The sequence below is a fragment of the Mycolicibacterium pyrenivorans genome (assembly GCF_025821625.1).
Classification (GTDB): Bacteria; Actinomycetota; Actinomycetes; order Mycobacteriales; family Mycobacteriaceae; genus Mycobacterium; species Mycobacterium pyrenivorans.
In genome coordinates this window covers 35,898-51,551 of sequence record NZ_JACKSH010000027.1, presented here as the reverse complement: position 1 = coordinate 51,551, position 15,654 = coordinate 35,898, and the positions used below count along the sequence as shown (strand labels likewise).

Here is a 15,654-nt window from a genome sequence, read left to right as displayed (position 1 = left end):
GGGGAACATGGCTTATGAGCACGCCGATTTCGGCGATTCGGTCCGGTTCGACAACAGGCTCCTCGGATCGGTTGGAAGTGCGCCGCACATCCAGTCCGGACCGGTGCCGATGGCAGGGGGTGGGCGCCCCCAATTGAGTTTGGTGCCCGACAACAGTGAATTTCTCGGCGACGACTCCGCAATGTCGGAGGAAGACCAGTGGCAGGAGCGCGCCCTGTGCGCTCAGACCGACCCCGAGGCGTTCTTCCCCGAGAAGGGCGGCTCGACCCGCGAGGCGAAGCGAATCTGCATGGGCTGCGAGGTGCGTGACGAGTGCCTCGATTACGCGCTGGCCCATGACGAGCGCTTCGGCATCTGGGGCGGCCTGTCCGAGCGGGAGCGTCGACGCATCAAGCGCGGCATCATCTGACCGCTCCTTCGCGCCAGGGTCTGAACACGGCTCTGCGCGCGAACGCTAGACCCTAATCCTCATCCAGCGTCGGGTCGATCACGGACGGCTCGACGCCCAGATAGGTGGCCACCTGCGCCACCAGCAATTCGTGCAGCAGCTCGGTCAGCTCGTCGGTGTCCTTTGCCCGCCGCTCGATCGGCTTGCGGAACAACACAATTCGTGCCCGCGTGGAGTTACCGCGGACGTCCACGCCCGCGGGAATGAGCCGCGCCAGCGCGATGGGCCCGTCGGCGACCACCTCCGGTGGCCACTGCACACTGTCGGGATCCTTCGGGGAGATCCGGGGGATTTCGTCGACCGCGACGTCCAACGTCGCCACCCGCTCCTGCCATCGCCGCTCGATCGGCTCGTAGGCCTCCAGGACTGCCATGTCGAACCGCTCGGCGCGGCTGCGCCAGCCGGGAACGGTCGGCGGGAGCAGCGGTCCGCGCATCTCCCGGCCCCGTCGCGAGCTCCGTCGGTTCGGCCCGGTCACGGAAAAGATCGTAACGGTTGGGGATCGGCCGTCCCGCCGCTGCGCGTGTCCATCGTGTCGTGGACGACGCTGCACGATAACCTCTCGCTGTGAATGTTCCCCGTCGCTGCTGCCGGCCTGGGTGCCCTCACTATGCGGTCGCGACGCTCACGTTCGTCTATTCCGACTCGACAGCTGTAGTGGGCCCGCTGGCCACCGTGTCCGAGCCGCACTCCTGGGATCTGTGCGTCCTGCACGCCGGCCGCATCACCGCCCCCAAGGGCTGGGAGCTGGTTCGCCACGCCGGCCCGCTGCCGACACACCCCGACGACGACGACCTGGTGGCCCTCGCCGACGCGGTACGCGAAGGCCGCGAGGCACCCAACCTCGCCGCCCCGGTCGGGAGCTTCACCGCGGGTTTCACCGACCCGGTGTCCGGCGCGCACGGCGGCGCACTGATGGCTCCGCCGGTCCGGCGACCTGACACCAACGGCCGCCGCCGCGGACACCTGCGCGTCCTGCCCGACCCCGCCGACTGACCGCCGTCCTGGCCGGAACTGCATTCCAGCAGGCCGGCACTCGACTTTTCGCTGCTGGAATGCAATTCCGGCGCTAGTGGCCGCAGTGTGGAGGGCCCGTGACGGCTAGGCTGACTCCAACGGTCCATCTGTCCAAGGGAGCTCTATGTCTCGGCCCGCCGCGGCGGTACAGCGCGTCATCAAGGCCTACGACGTGCGTGGCCTCGTGGGTGAAGAGATCGACGAGCAGTTCGTCTCCGAGGTCGGCGCCGCGTTCGCCAGGCTCACCCGCGACAGCGCCACCCAGGTGGCCATCGGCCACGACATGAGAGCCAGTTCGCCGTCGCTGGCCGCGGCGTTCGCCGAGGGCGTGGTGGCCCAGGGCCTCGACGTCGTGCACATCGGGCTGGCGTCGACCGATCAGCTGTACTTCGCCTCCGGGCTGCTCGACTGCCCGGGCGCGATGTTCACCGCCAGCCACAACCCGGCCGCCTACAACGGCATCAAGCTGTGCCGCGCCGGCGCCAAGCCGGTCGGCAAGGACACCGGTCTGACGACCATCAGCGACGAGGTCATCGCCGGTGTCCCCGGATACGACGGCCCGCGCGGCACCATCTCCGAGCGCGATGTCCTCGCCGACTACGGCGACTTCCTTCGCTCACTGGTCGACGTCGGCGGGCAGCGCACGCTCAAGGTCGCCGTCGACGCCGGGAACGGGATGGCCGGCCACACCACCCCCGCTGTGCTGGGTCCGATCCCGTCGATCGAGCTGTCGCCGCTGTACTTCGAACTCGACGGCACGTTCCCCAACCACGAAGCCAACCCGCTGGAACCGGCCAACCTCGTCGACCTGCAGGCCTACGTCCTGGAAACCGGTGCCGATATCGGGCTGGCGTTCGACGGCGACGCCGACCGGTGCTTCGTCGTCGACGAGAAAGGCCAGGCGGTGTCACCGTCGGCGGTCACCGCGCTGGTCGCCGCCCGCGAACTGACGCGCGAGATCGGGGCGACGATCATCCACAACCTCATCACCTCACGCGCGGTGCCCGAACTGGTCGCCGAGCGCGGCGGCACGGCGTTGCGGTCCCGCGTCGGCCACTCCTACATCAAGGGGCTGATGGCCGAGACCAGCGCGATCTTCGGCGGGGAACACTCCGCGCACTACTACTTCCGCGACTTCTGGGGCGCGGACTCCGGGATGCTGGCGGCGCTGCACGTCCTGGCCGCACTCGGCGAACAGCACCGTCCGCTGTCGGATCTGATGGCCGACTACCAGCGCTACGAAGCGTCCGGCGAGCTCAACTTCACCGTCACCGACGCCCCGGCGATCGTCGACGCCGTGCTGCAGGCCTACGGCAGCCGCGTGCACGCCATCGACCACCTCGACGGGGTGACCGTCGACCTCGGTGACGGCAGCTGGTTCAACATGCGCATGTCGAACACCGAGCCGTTGCTGCGGCTCAACGTCGAAGCGCGCACCGCCGAGGCGGTCAAGGAGATCGTCGATGAGATCGCCGGCCATGTTGCCTCCGGCGCAAAGGAATTGACGTGAACGCCAGCCCGACATCGGCCGGCGTGGTGGACCTCGACGACGCCGACGGCCTCCTGGCAGCCGATCGAATGGGTTTGCTTCGGGCGGCCTCGATGGCGGGCTCGCAGGTGCGTACCGTCGCTGCGGCACTCGACGAGGGCGACCTGGAAGCCATCGCATCGGACTCGCCACCGCGCACCGTGGTGTGGGTGGCCGGCCGCGGCAACGCCGAGAACGCCGGGGCGATGCTGGCCGCCGCACTCGGCGGATCGGTCGGTGCGCCCATCGTCGTCGCCTCCGAGCCGCCGCCGTGGATCGGCGCCCTCGACGTCCTGATCGTCGCCGGCGACGACGCCGGTGACCCGCCGCTGGTCGCCGCCGCCGCGATGGGCGTCCGCCGCGGGGCGCGCGTCGTCGTCATCGCCCCGTACGAAGGCCCGTTGCGCGATGCCACCGCGGGTCGCTCGGTGGCACTGCCGCCGCGGCTGCCCGTGCCCGACGACTTCACGTTGGTCCGCTACCTGGCGGCCGGGCTGGCCGTCCTGCAGGTGATCACCCCCGGCTACCGCGTGGACCTGGCCGCGCTGGCCGACGACCTCGACACCGAGACGTTCCGCAACAGCGCGGGCCACGAGATCTTCACCAACCCGGCCAAGGGGCTCGCCGACCGGATGGCCGGCCGCGACGTGGCGTTCGCGGGTGACTCCGCCGCCACCCTGGCGCTCGCCCGGCACGCATGCACGGTCATGCTGCGGGTCGCGCACAAGACCGTCGCGGCCGTCGGGCTGGCCGATGCGCTGGTGGCGATCGGGACCGGCTGGGGCCGCGGTTCCGGGCCGACCGAGGAGCGGTCGATCTTCCACGACGAGGAGATCGACGGGCCGCTGCCGCACCGCACCCGCACCCTGGTGCTGACGACCGACGCCGAACGGCCCGCTGTCGCCGCGCGGCTCGCAGGTTTCGACGACGTCAACGTGGTCAATTCCAGCGACGTGCCAGAAGCGGCGGTCGAAGGGGGGAGTCAGGACGTGCCGGGTTCGGCGCCGGCGCCCCGAATCGGGGGTCCTGAACAACAATTGGCGCTACTGGCGGTCCGCATCGAGATGGCTGCGGTCTACCAGCGGCTGATCCGGGGATGAGCGAGTGCATCTGCTGAGGGGAGCGGTGCGGACCTACGCGTGGGGTTCGCGGACGGCGATTGCCGAATTCACCGGGGCGCCGAGCCCGACACCGCATCCCGAGGCCGAGCTGTGGTTCGGCGCCCATCCTCAGGATCCGGCGTGGTTGCAGACCGACGGCGGTGAGCAGTCCCTGCTCGACGTGCTGCGCGCCGACCCGGAGGGCGAACTCGGCCCGGCGGTGCGGGGACGGTTCGGTGACACGCTGCCGTTCCTGTTGAAGGTGCTCGCCGCCGACGAGCCGCTCTCGCTGCAGGCACACCCGAGCACCGAGCAGGCGGTCGAGGGATTCGCCCGCGAGGAGCGCATGGGCATCCCGGTCTCCGACCCCACCCGCAACTACCGCGACCGCAGCCACAAACCCGAACTCATGGTGGCGCTCAGCCAGTTCGAGGCACTCGCCGGGTTCCGACCCGCCGCGCGCACCGTCGAGCTGATGCGCGCGCTGGCCCCCGAGGTGCTCGAGCCGTTCATCGCCCTGCTGTGCGGGCAATCCGACGCCGACGGGCTGCGGGTGCTGTTCACGACGTGGATCACCTGTCCCCAGCCCGATCTCGACAAGCTGGTGCCCGCGGTGATCGACGGCGCCATCGGCTACGTGCGCTCCGGTGAGCAGGAGTTCGCCGCCGAGGCCAGGACCGTGCTCGAACTCGGTGAGCGCTATCCCGGTGACGCGGGCGTCCTCGCGTCGCTGCTGCTCAACCGGGTGACACTGGCGCCGGGGGAGGGGATCTACCTGCCCGCAGGCAACCTGCACGCCTACCTGCACGGCATCGGCGTCGAGGTGATGGCCAACTCCGACAACGTGTTACGGGGAGGCCTGACGCCGAAGCACGTCGACGTCCCCGAACTGCTGCGGGTGCTCGATTTCAGCGCGGCGCACGACATCGTCGTGCGGCCCCATTCCGTGCGCGACGGAGCCGAACTCGTCTACAACACCCCCGCGCCGGAGTTCTCGGCGTCGGTGCTCACCGTCGACGGGGAACACCTCGGCCACCAGATCGACGCACCCACCCGGCACGACGGACCGCAGATCCTGCTGTGCACCGAGGGCGCAGCGACCGTGCACGCCAAGGCGAGTGCGGTGGTGCTGGATCGCGGTGCCGCGGCATGGGTGGCCGCCGACGACGGGCCGATCAGGCTGGACGCGCAGGAACCTACGCGGCTGTTCCGCGTGACCGTGGGGATCTAGCGCGTCTGTCGGCCAGCCACAGCCGCATGTTGTGCCGCACGGTCCGCCCGACGAGCCTGGCCGACGGCACCATCCAGAGACTGTCCAGCAGGCTGAACCTTCGCAGAAACCATTCCGCCAGAACGGGATCGGATTCGGCCGCGCCGAGGAACTGGTCGAACAACGCGCCGACGGGCCCATACCACCGCGGCATCGGGCCCTTGGCTTTGGCGCCGTGCAGCGTCAGGTCGCCGATCGCGTTCATCGTCCACACCGGGTAGGTCGTCTTCGCGGTGGCACGACTGAAGCTGCGGGCCAGATCCTGCTCAGGCGACTGCAGTGCCCGGCGCAGGTGGCCGGCCTGCAGCGACGTCATCGTCATCCCCTGCCCGTAGGTCGGGTTGAAGCTCACGACCGCGTCGCCGAACGGCACGATTCCCTCTGGGAACCGGTCCATCTCGTCGTAGCGGCGCCACCTGCTCGCCGGGTACTTGTGCAGCGCGATCTCGCCGAGAGGCTCACCGCGGCGCAGTCCGCTGCTGACGTGTTCGGGCAGGATCTCGTCGGCGAGCGCGCACATCTCGTCGAAGTCGCCTGGCGGGGCGACCTTTCCCGTGCCGAACGTCGTCACACCCCAGTTGCCGTCCTCGTAACAGAGCATCCCGATGCCGAGCGGCTGCTTCCGGGATGCGCCGGCGACCACCACCTTCTCGTGGACGAGGCCTTCGGGGATGCACACCTGATGGGTGGCGTAGCTGATGCCGACGTCCACGGTGTCCTCGCGGGGCCGCTGGAATCCCCACTGCGCCAACCACACCGGCAGCCGGGTGCCACGTCCGGTGGCGTCGACGACGAGGTCGGCGACGACCGTCGCACCGTCACCGGTCCTGACCCCGGTGACCCGGTGGCCGTCGAACACCGGCTCGTCGACGGCCTCGTGCACCACCGTCACGTTCTCGAGTCCGAGCACCCTGCGCCGGATCTGCCACTCGAGATGCGGCCGGCTCGGCACGTAGGCGGTGAACTCGTCCTGAAGCCGATGGTGGGTCCCCAGCACATGGCCGGCGGCACCGAAATGAATGCAGTCGGGGCGGTTCTCCAGGATCGGCACACCGGCGGCCACCATGTCGGCGAGCAATCCGGGGAAGAGCCCTTCGAATTCTTGCGCGCCCCGCGCCATCAGCAGGTGCACGTGGCGGCCCTGCGGAACCGCGGCGCGATTGGCGGGTTCGGCGGGCAGTTCGTCGCGCTCGTACACCGTCACCCGGTCGAAGAAGTCCGACAGCACCCGCGCGGCGCACAGACCGCCGAGGCTGGCCCCGATCACGATCGCGTGTTCATCCGTCTGCGGCTTATCGGCCATCGGGAACCACGGTAGTGGGTACATTCCGCTGAAAACATGACGAAAAGGGGACATGCGATGGTCCAGGAGCCGAGGGTGCAGGTGACCGACCGGAGGCGGACGAAGTCCGTGGAACAGTCGATCGCCGACACCGACGAGCCCAGCACCCGGCTGCGCAAGGACCTCTCGTGGTGGGACCTGACCGTCTTCGGGGTCTCGGTGGTGATCGGCGCAGGCATCTTCACCGTCACCGCCTCCACCGCGGGCAACATCACCGGCCCCGCGATCTCGCTGTCGTTCATCTTCGCGGCGATCGCCTGCGGGCTGGCCGCCCTCTGCTACGCGGAGTTCGCCTCCACCCTGCCCGTCGCGGGCAGCGCCTACACGTTCTCCTACGCCACCTTCGGCGAGTTCGTCGCATGGATCATCGGCTGGGATCTGATCCTGGAGTTCGCGGTCGCGGCGGCTGTCGTCGCCAAGGGCTGGTCGAGCTATCTGGGCACGGTGTTCGGGTTCGGCGGCGGCACCACGGAGGTCGGCAGCCTGCAATTGGATTGGGGCGCACTGCTGATCATCGCGTTCGTCACCGCGATCCTCGCGTTGGGCACCAAGCTCTCGGCCGGGGTCAGCCTGGCCGTCACCGCCGTCAAGGTCTCGGTCGTGCTGCTGGTGGTCGCCGTCGGCGCGTTCTACATCAAGACCGAGAACTACTCGCCGTTCATCCCGCCCGCCGAGGCCGCGGGCGACTCGGGCTCAGGGACAGAGCAGTCGTTGTTCTCACTGCTGACCGGCGCCGAGGGCAGCCACTACGGCTGGTACGGCCTGCTGGCGGGCGCATCGATCGTGTTCTTCGCGTTCATCGGGTTCGACATCGTCGCCACCACCGCCGAGGAGACCAAGAACCCGCAGCGCGACATCCCCCGCGGCATCCTGGCCTCGCTGGCGATCGTCACCGTCCTCTACGTCGCGGTGTCCGTCGTCCTGTCGGGCATGGTGCGCTACACCGAGCTGCGCGACGCCGAAGAGGCCAACCTCGCGACGGCGTTCGCGCTCAACGGGATCGACTGGGCGGCCAAGGTCATCTCGATCGGCGCGCTGGCGGGGTTGACGACCGTCGTGATCGTGCTGGTGCTCGGCCAGACCCGGGTGTTGTTCGCGATGTCGCGAGACGGGCTGCTGCCGCGCAACCTCGCCAAGACCGGCAGGCACGGGACACCGGTGCGGATCACGCTGCTGGTCGGCGTCGTCGTCGCGGTGACCGCGACCATCTTCCCGATGGACAAGCTCGAGGAGATGGTCAACATCGGCACGCTGTTCGCGTTCGTGCTGGTGTCGGCCGGCGTGCTGGTGCTGCGGCGCACCAGGCCCGACCTCGAGCGTGGCTTCCGCACACCGTGGGTGCCGCTGCTGCCGATCCTCGCGATCATCGCGTGCGTGTGGCTGATGCTGAACCTGACCGGCCTGACCTGGATCCGGTTCGGCATCTGGATGGCCATCGGCGTCGTCGTCTACTTCGCCTACGGGCGCCGGCACTCCCTGGTCGGCCGCCGCTCCTCCTCCCTTTAGTTCCGCTAGTTCCGCGAGCTCGCGCGTCTGTACGTCGACACGCCGTGCTGGCTGGCATTTTGCGCTTGCTCGCGGCGGACGAGCGCGCGCTCCCGCACGCGAAACGCCGCGCAAGGGCGTGCAGACACGCGAGCTCGCGGGGCGGCGTGGTTTTACAAACAGGCTAGTTATGTCTAGACAGGCGACAAAACTGTCGATATAGTCAACTCCAGCAAGTGATCGCATTCACAGCAAGGAGTCGTCGAGTGACCACCGAGATTTCAGAGGTCCAGGTCGAGCAGTGGCGTGACAAGAAGCGCTACCTGTGGCTGATGGGCCTGATCGTGCCGACGGCGCTGTTCGTCGTGATGCCGCTGGTGTGGGCCTTCAACCACATCGGCTGGCACGCCGCCGCACAGGTGCCGTTCTGGATCGGGCCGATCCTGCTCTACCTGGTGCTGCCGGCCCTGGACCTGCGGTACGGCCCCGACGGCCAGAACGCGCCCGATGCGGTGATGGAGCGGTTGGAGAACGACAAGTACTACCGCTACTGCACCTACATCTTCATCCCGTTCCAGTACGCCAGCGTCATCTTCGGCGCCTACCTGTTCACCGCCTCCGACCTGAGCTGGCTCGGCTTCGACGGCGGCCTGAGCTGGGCGGCGAAGATCGGCCTGGCGCTGTCGGTGGGCACGCTCGGCGGCGTCGGCATCAACACCGCACACGAGATGGGCCACAAGAAGGACGAGCTGGAACGCTGGCTGGCCAAGATCACGCTGGCGCAGACCTGGTACGGCCACTTCTACATCGAGCACAACCGCGGCCATCACGTGCGGGTCGCCACCCCCGAGGATCCGGCGTCGGCGCGGATGGGCGAGACGTTCTGGGAGTTCCTGCCGCGCAGCGTGTGGGGCAGCCTCAAATCGTCGTGGGAACTGGAGGCCAAGCGTCTGGAGCGGGCCGGAAAGAGCAAGTGGCACTGGTCCAATGACGTGCTCAACGCGTGGGCGATGTCGGTGGTGTTCTTCGGAGCGCTGATCGCGGTCTTCGGCCCCGCGCTGATCCCCTTCATCGTCATCCAGGCCGTCTTCGGCTTCACGCTGCTGGAGACCGTGAACTACCTCGAGCACTACGGCCTGCTGCGCCAGAAGACCCCCAGCGGCCGCTACGAGCGCTGCGCACCCGAACACAGTTGGAACTCCGACCATTTGGTCACCAACCTGTTCCTGTACCACCTGCAGCGGCACAGCGATCACCACGCCAACCCGACGCGCCGCTACCAGACCCTGCGCAGCATGGAGGGCGCCCCGAACCTGCCCAGCGGGTACGCGTCGATGATCGCGCTGACCTACCTCCCGCCGGTGTGGCGCCGGGTGATGGACCACCGCGTCATGGAGCACTACGGCGGCGACATCACCCGGGTCAACATCCATCCGCGGGTGCGCGACAAGGTGATCGCGAAGTACGGAACCGAGGTTGCCGGGGGATCCCGATGAGCGCCTACCGCTGCCCCGGCTGTGACTACGTCTACGACGAGGCCAAAGGTGCACCGCGGGAAGGCTTTCCAGCGGGCACGGCGTGGAACGACATCCCCGACGACTGGTGCTGCCCCGACTGTGCGGTGCGCGAGAAGGTCGACTTCGAAGAGATTGGAGCATTGAAATGAGTGGCGCCGACTACAAACTGTTCGTCTGCGTGCAGTGCGGCTTCGAGTACGACGAAGCCAAGGAATGGCCGGAGGACGGCATCGCACCGGGCACCCGGTGGGACGACATCCCCGACGACTGGAGCTGCCCCGACTGCGGCGCGGCGAAGTCCGACTTCGAGATGGTCGAGGTCGCCCGGCCGTGACCACCTTGGCGGGCGCGGGGAGAACGACCTGGGCGGGTGCGCCGACGCGAAGCGATAGTGTCGCGCGTGTGGGCCGCCCCAACGACAAGCGCATCCCCTACGCCGAGGCGTCGAGGGTGCTGCTGCACGACTCGATCCTCGACGGGATGCGGGAGTTGCTGCTGACCCGCGACTGGTCGGCGATCACGCTGTCGGACGTCGCCAAGGCCGCGGGCATCAGCCGGCAGACCATCTACAACGAGTTCGGCTCGCGGCAGGGCCTGGCCCAGGGCTATGCGCTGCGGCTGGCCGACCGGCTCGTCGACCAGATCGACGCCGCCATCAACGACAACGTCGGGGACGTCTACGCCGCCTTCCTGCAGGGCTTCCGTGACTTCTTCGCCGAGTCGGCGGCCGACCCGCTGGTCATCTCACTGCTCACCGGCACCTCCAAGCCCGACCTGCTGCAGATCATCACCACCGACAGCGCGCCGATCATCTCCCGCTGCTCGGACAGGCTGACCGAGACCTTCATGGGCGGGTGGTTGCGTGCCAGCGGCGAGGACGCGGGAGTGCTGGCCAGGGCCATCGTCCGGCTGGCCATGAGCTACGTGTCCATGCCCCCCGAGGCCGACCACGATGTGGCCCGAGACCTGGCCAGATTGATGACACCGTTCGCCGAACGCTACGGTGTCATAGATACCCCTTAGCCGGCAGAGCGCAGCCGCTGTTGAAAAACGGATGAGCGCCTGTCCCGCGAGCCCGCAGGCTATGGGTGTCTGCACAGTTGACCGCATCCGGCGCGCTGCCGCCGCGTGCGCCACTGTGCGCCCACAGCAATGGTTCGAACGAATAAGGGGCTCTACATGACTGCACTGACCGCCGATGTCCGCAACGGCATCGACTACAAGGTCGCCGACCTCGAGCTGGCCGAATTCGGCCGCAAGGAGATTCGGCTGGCCGAGCACGAGATGCCGGGCTTGATGGCGCTGCGCCGCGAGTACTCCGAGGTCGCGCCGCTCAAGGGGGCCCGGATCTCGGGTTCGCTGCACATGACCATCCAGACCGCGGTGCTCATCGAGACCCTGGTCGCGCTCGGTGCTGAAGTTCGATGGGCGAGCTGCAACATCTTCTCCACCCAGGACCACGCCGCCGCGGCGGTCGTCGTCGGCCCCAACGGAACCCCGGAGGAGCCCAAGGGCACCCCGGTGTTCGCGTGGAAGGGCGAGACGCTCGAGGAGTACTGGTGGGCCGCCGAGCAGATGCTCACCTGGCCGAACGAGCCGGCGAACATGATCCTCGACGACGGCGGTGACGCCACCATGCTGGTGCTGCGCGGCGCGCAGTTCGAGAGCGCCGGCATGGTTCCCCCCGGTGAGGACGACGACTCCGCCGAGTACAAGGTCTTCCTGTCGCTGATCCGCGAGCGCTACGAGACCGACAAGACCAAGTGGACCAAGATCGCCGAAGCGGTCAAGGGCGTCACCGAGGAGACCACCACCGGCGTGCTGCGGCTCTACCAGTTCGCCGCAGCCGGCCAGCTGTCGTTCCCTGCGATCAACGTCAACGACTCGGTCACCAAGAGCAAGTTCGACAACAAGTACGGCACCCGGCACTCGCTGATCGACGGCATCAACCGCGGCACCGACGTGCTGATCGGCGGCAAGGCCGCGCTGGTCTGCGGCTACGGCGACGTCGGCAAGGGCTGCGCCGAGGCGCTCAAGGCGCAGGGCGCCCGCGTCGCGGTCACCGAGATCGACCCGATCAACGCACTGCAGGCGCTGATGGACGGCTTCGAGGTCAAGACCGTCGAGGAGGCCATCGGCTGGGCCGACATCGTCATCACCGCGACCGGCAACCAGGGCATCATCACCCTCGAGCACATGAAGTCGATGAAGCACCAGGCGATCCTGGGCAACATCGGTCACTTCGACGACGAGATCGAGATGGCCCGCCTGGAGCGTGACCCCGACATCCGGCGGATCAACATCAAGCCGCAGGTCGACGAGTTCGTCTTCCCCGACGGCCATTCGATCATCGTGCTGTCCGAAGGCCGGCTGCTGAACCTCGGCAACGCGACGGGCCACCCGTCGTTCGTGATGAGCAACAGCTTCTCCAACCAGGTCATCGCGCAGATCGAGCTGTGGACCAAGAACGACGAGTACGACAACGAGGTCTACCGCCTGGCCAAGCACCTCGACGAGAAGGTCGCCAAGATCCACGTCGAGGCACTCGGCGGCTCGCTGACGCGGCTGACCAAGGAGCAGGCCGAGTACATCGGCGTCGACGTCGACGGCCCGTACAAGCCGGAGCACTACCGCTACTGACGTGATGAGAGTGAATCGGGCGCGCGAAACGACCTCGGCGGTCGGTTTGCGCGCCCGATTCGCTACAGCGGTGGTGCTCGCGATCCTGCCGGTCCTGACCGCGTGTCAGGATCAGCAACAGGAGCCGGCCGGCACCGCGCCGCCCGCGCCGGAGGTCCGCCACGACACCGAGCAACTCGCCCAGACGTTTCCCGCGCTCGGCACCCCGGTGGCGGCGTCGTGGATCACGTGGGACAACACCGGGAGCGGCTCGGAGACGTCCAGGCTCCGGCTGAACTGGATCGACGCCGTCGTGCAGGTCACCCCTGCGACGATGGAAGTGCTTGTCACAGAACACGAATCAGAGGAAAGCGAACATCGGCCCGCGGTGCAGAAGGTGCTCGAGCCCGACGTGCCGCCCGGCCCGTTCCTCACCGGCATCGAGTTGAACATCGCGTTCGGCGGGGACCGCAGGAGCACCCGGGTGTTCCTCGACCCGCCGCGCGACACCGTGGTGCTGCAGTCCAGCCTGGCTGGCTGATGAATCAGATCGTGGTCGCCCGCGCGGTACGGATGCTGGTCGCCTCGGAATCCAGAAGGCCCAACTGCCGGTAGATGTCCGGGCGCACCTCGGACGCCTGCGAGTTGACCGAACCGCCTCTATCTGAGACTCCGCACCCGCGCACTCGTCTAGGCTCGCCGGGTGCTCATCGTCATCGAGGGAGTCGACGGCGCAGGCAAGCGGACGCTGACCAACGGGCTACGGGCCGCGTTCGAGGCCGGCGGCCACTCCGTCGCGAACCTCGCCTTCCCGCGGTACGGGGTGTCGGTGCCGGCCGACCTCGCGGCCGAGGCCCTCCACGGCGGCCACGGAGACCTCGCCGAATCGGTCTATGCGATGGCGGTGCTGTTCGCGATGGACCGCGCCGGCGCCCGGGACGAGATCACACACCTCACGGCGGCGTACTCCGTCGTCATCCTCGACCGCTACGTCGCCTCCAACGCCGCCTACAGCGCGGCGCGCCTGCACCAGGGCGTCGACGGCGACGTGGTCGCCTGGGTGCGCGACCTCGAATACGGACGGCTGAAGCTGCCCGCCCCGGACTGGCAGGTGCTGCTCGACGTGCCGACCGAGTTGGCCGCCCAACGCGCGGTCAACCGGGCCAGCGAGGAGGCCGACCGCGCCCGCGACGCCTACGAACGCGACGACGGCCTGCAGCGTCGCACCTCCGCCGTGTACTCCGAGTTGGCAGCCGCGAACTGGGGCGGGCCGTGGGCGGTGGTGCCGCCCGACGTCGACGCCGGAGAGCTCGCGCGCAGGCTGCTGTAACCGCGAGATCGCTGCGCGCCGGCGCGGCGCGACGTACGCTCCACCCAGGGGAGCCGCTCGAGGGGCGGCGAAAACGCGCAACGCAGCACCGGGGGGATCAATGGCTGTTCGAATTCGTACTCGCGCCGAGCTGGTGTCGACACTGGACAACGTCGTCTACCGCATGAAGTCAGCCGGCGAGCGGTTCGACCAGGGCAAGCTCCTCGAGGCCAAGGCCCTCGCCGTACAGATTCGGGCGCTGCTCCACGACACCGAGAAGTCGCATGCGCTGATCAACGAGCTCGGCCTGCAGCGCGATCTCACCTGGGTGGACACCGCCGGCGTCGTCGACCCCAGGAGCACGTCTGCCGCCGCCTGCCTGACCCTGATGAAGATTCGCAGCGGACGGGGCAGCCATGCCGCGTACGTGCCGAAGCTGGAGCTGTACCCGCCGGCGCCGATCCGGACCAGGGATGGCGGACGGATCGACCGCGGATCGCGGATCCCGTTCGACCACTGGTGGACCAACCCCGTGGTGAAGGACTGCGACGGACTGATGTTCTCCCGGCGGCAACTCGTGCTCGCGATGGCGCGCCACGGCAGCGAGGACGACGACGTCCAGACGGTCGCCGCGTATGACTCCCTGATCGCGAGCCAGTCGCTCGGCTGGGTCGTCTCCAGCGAGAACGACTGGGAGTCAACGTCTCTGGAGTCCAACCCCGTCATGGCCAGTGTCCGGCAGATCTCCTACGAGGTACTGCAGTCCATCAAGGAGCAGCGCGACGTCATCGACGCGGTGATCGCTGCCTGATCGGCCCCGACACCCTGACGGCCCCCTAAACTCACCCCGGTGGGTGTGGTGGAGGCGTTCATGGCGACGTGGTCGCGGGCCCGCCAGACCTACGGGCAGGCCACCCCGACCGCGGGGGCTCCGTTCGACCGGAGCGCGTCGCTGCCCGGGTCGTCACCGCGGGCCGCGCGGAACTCGACACCGTGCGCGACTGGGTCGTCAACGCCGCCTCTTCGGTGCCCCACAACCAGGCCGGCGAGCTGATGAAGATGCCGATCGTCTCCAGAGGCGTGGCGCGCCTCAGCGAGGTCATGCTCAAATCCAACGGTGAGTTGAACGCCATCGGCGCGAACATCGCGCAGATCGGCGCCGAGTACAGCGCGTTGAGCGTGCAGAAGTTCGGCTCGGAGCCGACGCGATAGCCCCTCGACCGGGCAGATTGCGACCCGGGAGGCGGTAAAGACGCAAAACGCGCCGTGTGGTATCCGAGGTTTATCGCTTTCTGGTGACACCATGGACACCATGAGGCAAAGGATCCTGGTCGTCGATGACGACCCTTCGCTCGCCGAGATGCTCACCATCGTGCTGCGCGGGGAGGGTTTCGACACCGCGGTGATCGGTGACGGCACCCAGGCGCTGACGGCCGTGCGCGAGCTACGGCCCGATCTGGTGCTGCTGGATCTCATGCTGCCCGGCATGAACGGCATCGACGTGTGCCGCGTGCTGCGCGCAGACTCCGGCGTGCCCATCGTGATGCTGACCGCCAAGACCGACACCGTGGACGTGGTGCTCGGGCTCGAGTCGGGCGCCGACGACTACGTGATGAAGCCGTTCAAGCCGAAGGAGCTCGTCGCGCGGGTGCGCGCCCGGTTACGCCGCAACGAGGATGAGCCAGCCGAGATGCTGTCGATCGCCGACGTCGACATCGACGTCCCCGCCCACAAGGTCACCCGTCAGGGAGAGCAGATCTCGCTGACCCCGCTGGAGTTCGACCTGCTGGTGGCGCTGGCACGTAAACCCCGCCAGGTGTTTACTCGTGATGTGCTGCTCGAACAGGTGTGGGGCTACCGGCACCCCGCCGACACCCGTCTGGTGAACGTGCACGTCCAGCGTCTCCGGGCCAAGGTGGAGAAAGACCCGGAGAACCCGCAGGTGGTGCTCACCGTTCGAGGAGTGGGATACAAGGCCGGACCTCCATGATTCTGCACGGCTCAGCCGTGGGCGTGACC

18 protein-coding genes are annotated in these 15,654 nt (G+C 68.3%); 16 read left to right on the top strand and 2 right to left on the bottom strand.

Features of this window, described 5'->3' with window-relative positions; all coding sequences use genetic code 11:
* The first annotated feature begins 181 nt into the window (after positions 1-181).
* Complete coding sequence (locus tag H7I57_RS04725; protein ID WP_264022220.1) at positions 182-409, top strand: WhiB family transcriptional regulator; 228 nt, start codon at positions 182-184, stop codon at positions 407-409.
* Between the two features lie 52 nt (positions 410-461).
* Here H7I57_RS04725 and H7I57_RS04720 read toward each other — a convergent pair whose 3' ends face one another.
* Complete coding sequence (locus tag H7I57_RS04720) at positions 462-884, bottom strand: metallopeptidase family protein (protein ID WP_264022219.1); 423 nt, start codon at positions 882-884, stop codon at positions 462-464.
* Positions 885-1,015: 131 nt separating this feature from the next.
* Between H7I57_RS04720 and H7I57_RS04715 the strand changes: the two genes are divergently transcribed.
* The 4 genes from H7I57_RS04715 (at position 1,016) to manA (ending at position 5,324) form a co-directional block, all read left to right on the top strand.
* Positions 1,016-1,444 (top strand): DUF3499 domain-containing protein, encoded by a 429-nt coding sequence (locus tag H7I57_RS04715; protein ID WP_264022177.1) that lies wholly within the window; start codon positions 1,016-1,018, stop codon positions 1,442-1,444.
* 145 nt (positions 1,445-1,589) lie between these two features.
* Positions 1,590-2,975, top strand: a complete 1,386-nt coding sequence (locus H7I57_RS04710; RefSeq protein ID WP_264022176.1) for a phosphomannomutase/phosphoglucomutase — start codon at positions 1,590-1,592, stop codon at positions 2,973-2,975.
* Positions 2,972-4,093 carry a TobH protein gene (locus H7I57_RS04705; RefSeq protein ID WP_264022175.1) on the top strand — a complete coding sequence of 374 codons (1,122 nt, stop codon included), beginning with the start codon at positions 2,972-2,974 and terminating at the stop codon, positions 4,091-4,093. The genes H7I57_RS04710 and H7I57_RS04705 overlap by 4 nt, the downstream gene beginning before the upstream one ends.
* A 4-nt stretch (positions 4,094-4,097) precedes the next feature.
* Positions 4,098-5,324, top strand: a complete 1,227-nt coding sequence (gene manA / locus H7I57_RS04700; protein WP_264022174.1) for a mannose-6-phosphate isomerase, class I — start codon at positions 4,098-4,100, stop codon at positions 5,322-5,324.
* Here the strand turns inward: manA and H7I57_RS04695 are convergent.
* A complete protein-coding gene (locus H7I57_RS04695) occupies positions 5,290-6,666 on the bottom strand; it encodes an FAD-dependent oxidoreductase (RefSeq protein ID WP_264022173.1) in 1,377 nt (458 codons plus the stop codon). The genes manA and H7I57_RS04695 overlap by 35 nt on opposite strands.
* Before the next feature lie 57 nt (positions 6,667-6,723).
* Between H7I57_RS04695 and H7I57_RS04690 the strand changes: the two genes are divergently transcribed.
* The 11 genes from H7I57_RS04690 (at position 6,724) to mtrA (ending at position 15,625) form a co-directional block, all read left to right on the top strand.
* Positions 6,724-8,211 carry an amino acid permease gene (locus H7I57_RS04690; protein ID WP_275080897.1) on the top strand — a complete coding sequence of 496 codons (1,488 nt, stop codon included), beginning with the start codon at positions 6,724-6,726 and terminating at the stop codon, positions 8,209-8,211.
* 311 nt (positions 8,212-8,522) lie between these two features.
* Positions 8,523-9,686: an alkane 1-monooxygenase gene (locus H7I57_RS04685; RefSeq protein ID WP_264022216.1), complete on the top strand. Its 1,164-nt coding sequence runs from the start codon at positions 8,523-8,525 to the stop codon at positions 9,684-9,686.
* Positions 9,683-9,856 carry a rubredoxin gene (locus tag H7I57_RS04680; protein WP_264022172.1) on the top strand — a complete coding sequence of 58 codons (174 nt, stop codon included), beginning with the start codon at positions 9,683-9,685 and terminating at the stop codon, positions 9,854-9,856. Before H7I57_RS04685 ends, H7I57_RS04680 begins: the two co-directional genes overlap by 4 nt.
* Positions 9,853-10,041, top strand: coding sequence for a rubredoxin (locus H7I57_RS04675; RefSeq protein ID WP_264022170.1), 189 nt, complete (start codon positions 9,853-9,855; stop codon positions 10,039-10,041). Before H7I57_RS04680 ends, H7I57_RS04675 begins: the two co-directional genes overlap by 4 nt.
* A 5-nt stretch (positions 10,042-10,046) precedes the next feature.
* Positions 10,047-10,730, top strand: coding sequence for a TetR/AcrR family transcriptional regulator (locus H7I57_RS04670; RefSeq protein WP_275080896.1), 684 nt, complete (start codon positions 10,047-10,049; stop codon positions 10,728-10,730).
* Positions 10,731-10,886: 156 nt separating this feature from the next.
* Positions 10,887-12,347 (top strand): adenosylhomocysteinase, encoded by a 1,461-nt coding sequence (ahcY, locus tag H7I57_RS04665; RefSeq protein WP_264022167.1) that lies wholly within the window; start codon positions 10,887-10,889, stop codon positions 12,345-12,347.
* A 70-nt stretch (positions 12,348-12,417) separates the two neighbouring features.
* Positions 12,418-12,867 (top strand): hypothetical protein, encoded by a 450-nt coding sequence (locus tag H7I57_RS04660; protein WP_264022166.1) that lies wholly within the window; start codon positions 12,418-12,420, stop codon positions 12,865-12,867.
* A 162-nt stretch (positions 12,868-13,029) separates the two neighbouring features.
* Positions 13,030-13,656: a dTMP kinase gene (locus tag H7I57_RS04655; protein ID WP_264022164.1), complete on the top strand. Its 627-nt coding sequence runs from the start codon at positions 13,030-13,032 to the stop codon at positions 13,654-13,656.
* Positions 13,657-13,756: 100 nt separating this feature from the next.
* Positions 13,757-14,446 carry a hypothetical protein gene (locus H7I57_RS04650; protein WP_264022163.1) on the top strand — a complete coding sequence of 230 codons (690 nt, stop codon included), beginning with the start codon at positions 13,757-13,759 and terminating at the stop codon, positions 14,444-14,446.
* A gap of 68 nt (positions 14,447-14,514) precedes the next feature.
* Positions 14,515-14,847: a hypothetical protein gene (locus H7I57_RS04645; protein WP_264022162.1), complete on the top strand. Its 333-nt coding sequence runs from the start codon at positions 14,515-14,517 to the stop codon at positions 14,845-14,847.
* A 91-nt stretch (positions 14,848-14,938) separates the two neighbouring features.
* Positions 14,939-15,625 carry a two-component system response regulator MtrA gene (mtrA, locus tag H7I57_RS04640; protein ID WP_040540373.1) on the top strand — a complete coding sequence of 229 codons (687 nt, stop codon included), beginning with the start codon at positions 14,939-14,941 and terminating at the stop codon, positions 15,623-15,625.
* Positions 15,626-15,654 lie beyond the last annotated feature (29 nt).

Coding starts and splice junctions, on each gene's coding strand:
- H7I57_RS04725 (WP_264022220.1), top strand. CDS start 182: ATGTCGGAGGAAGACCAGTGGCAGGAGCGCGCCCTGTGCGCTCAGACC.
- H7I57_RS04720 (WP_264022219.1), bottom strand. CDS start 884: ATGCGCGGACCGCTGCTCCCGCCGACCGTTCCCGGCTGGCGCAGCCGC.
- H7I57_RS04710 (WP_264022176.1), top strand. CDS start 1,590: ATGTCTCGGCCCGCCGCGGCGGTACAGCGCGTCATCAAGGCCTACGAC.
- H7I57_RS04695 (WP_264022173.1), bottom strand. CDS start 6,666: ATGGCCGATAAGCCGCAGACGGATGAACACGCGATCGTGATCGGGGCC.
- H7I57_RS04690 (WP_275080897.1), top strand. CDS start 6,724: ATGGTCCAGGAGCCGAGGGTGCAGGTGACCGACCGGAGGCGGACGAAG.
- H7I57_RS04685 (WP_264022216.1), top strand. CDS start 8,523: ATGGGCCTGATCGTGCCGACGGCGCTGTTCGTCGTGATGCCGCTGGTG.
- H7I57_RS04680 (WP_264022172.1), top strand. CDS start 9,683: ATGAGCGCCTACCGCTGCCCCGGCTGTGACTACGTCTACGACGAGGCC.
- H7I57_RS04675 (WP_264022170.1), top strand. CDS start 9,853: ATGAGTGGCGCCGACTACAAACTGTTCGTCTGCGTGCAGTGCGGCTTC.
- ahcY (WP_264022167.1), top strand. CDS start 10,887: ATGACTGCACTGACCGCCGATGTCCGCAACGGCATCGACTACAAGGTC.
- H7I57_RS04650 (WP_264022163.1), top strand. CDS start 13,757: ATGGCTGTTCGAATTCGTACTCGCGCCGAGCTGGTGTCGACACTGGAC.
- mtrA (WP_040540373.1), top strand. CDS start 14,939: ATGGACACCATGAGGCAAAGGATCCTGGTCGTCGATGACGACCCTTCG.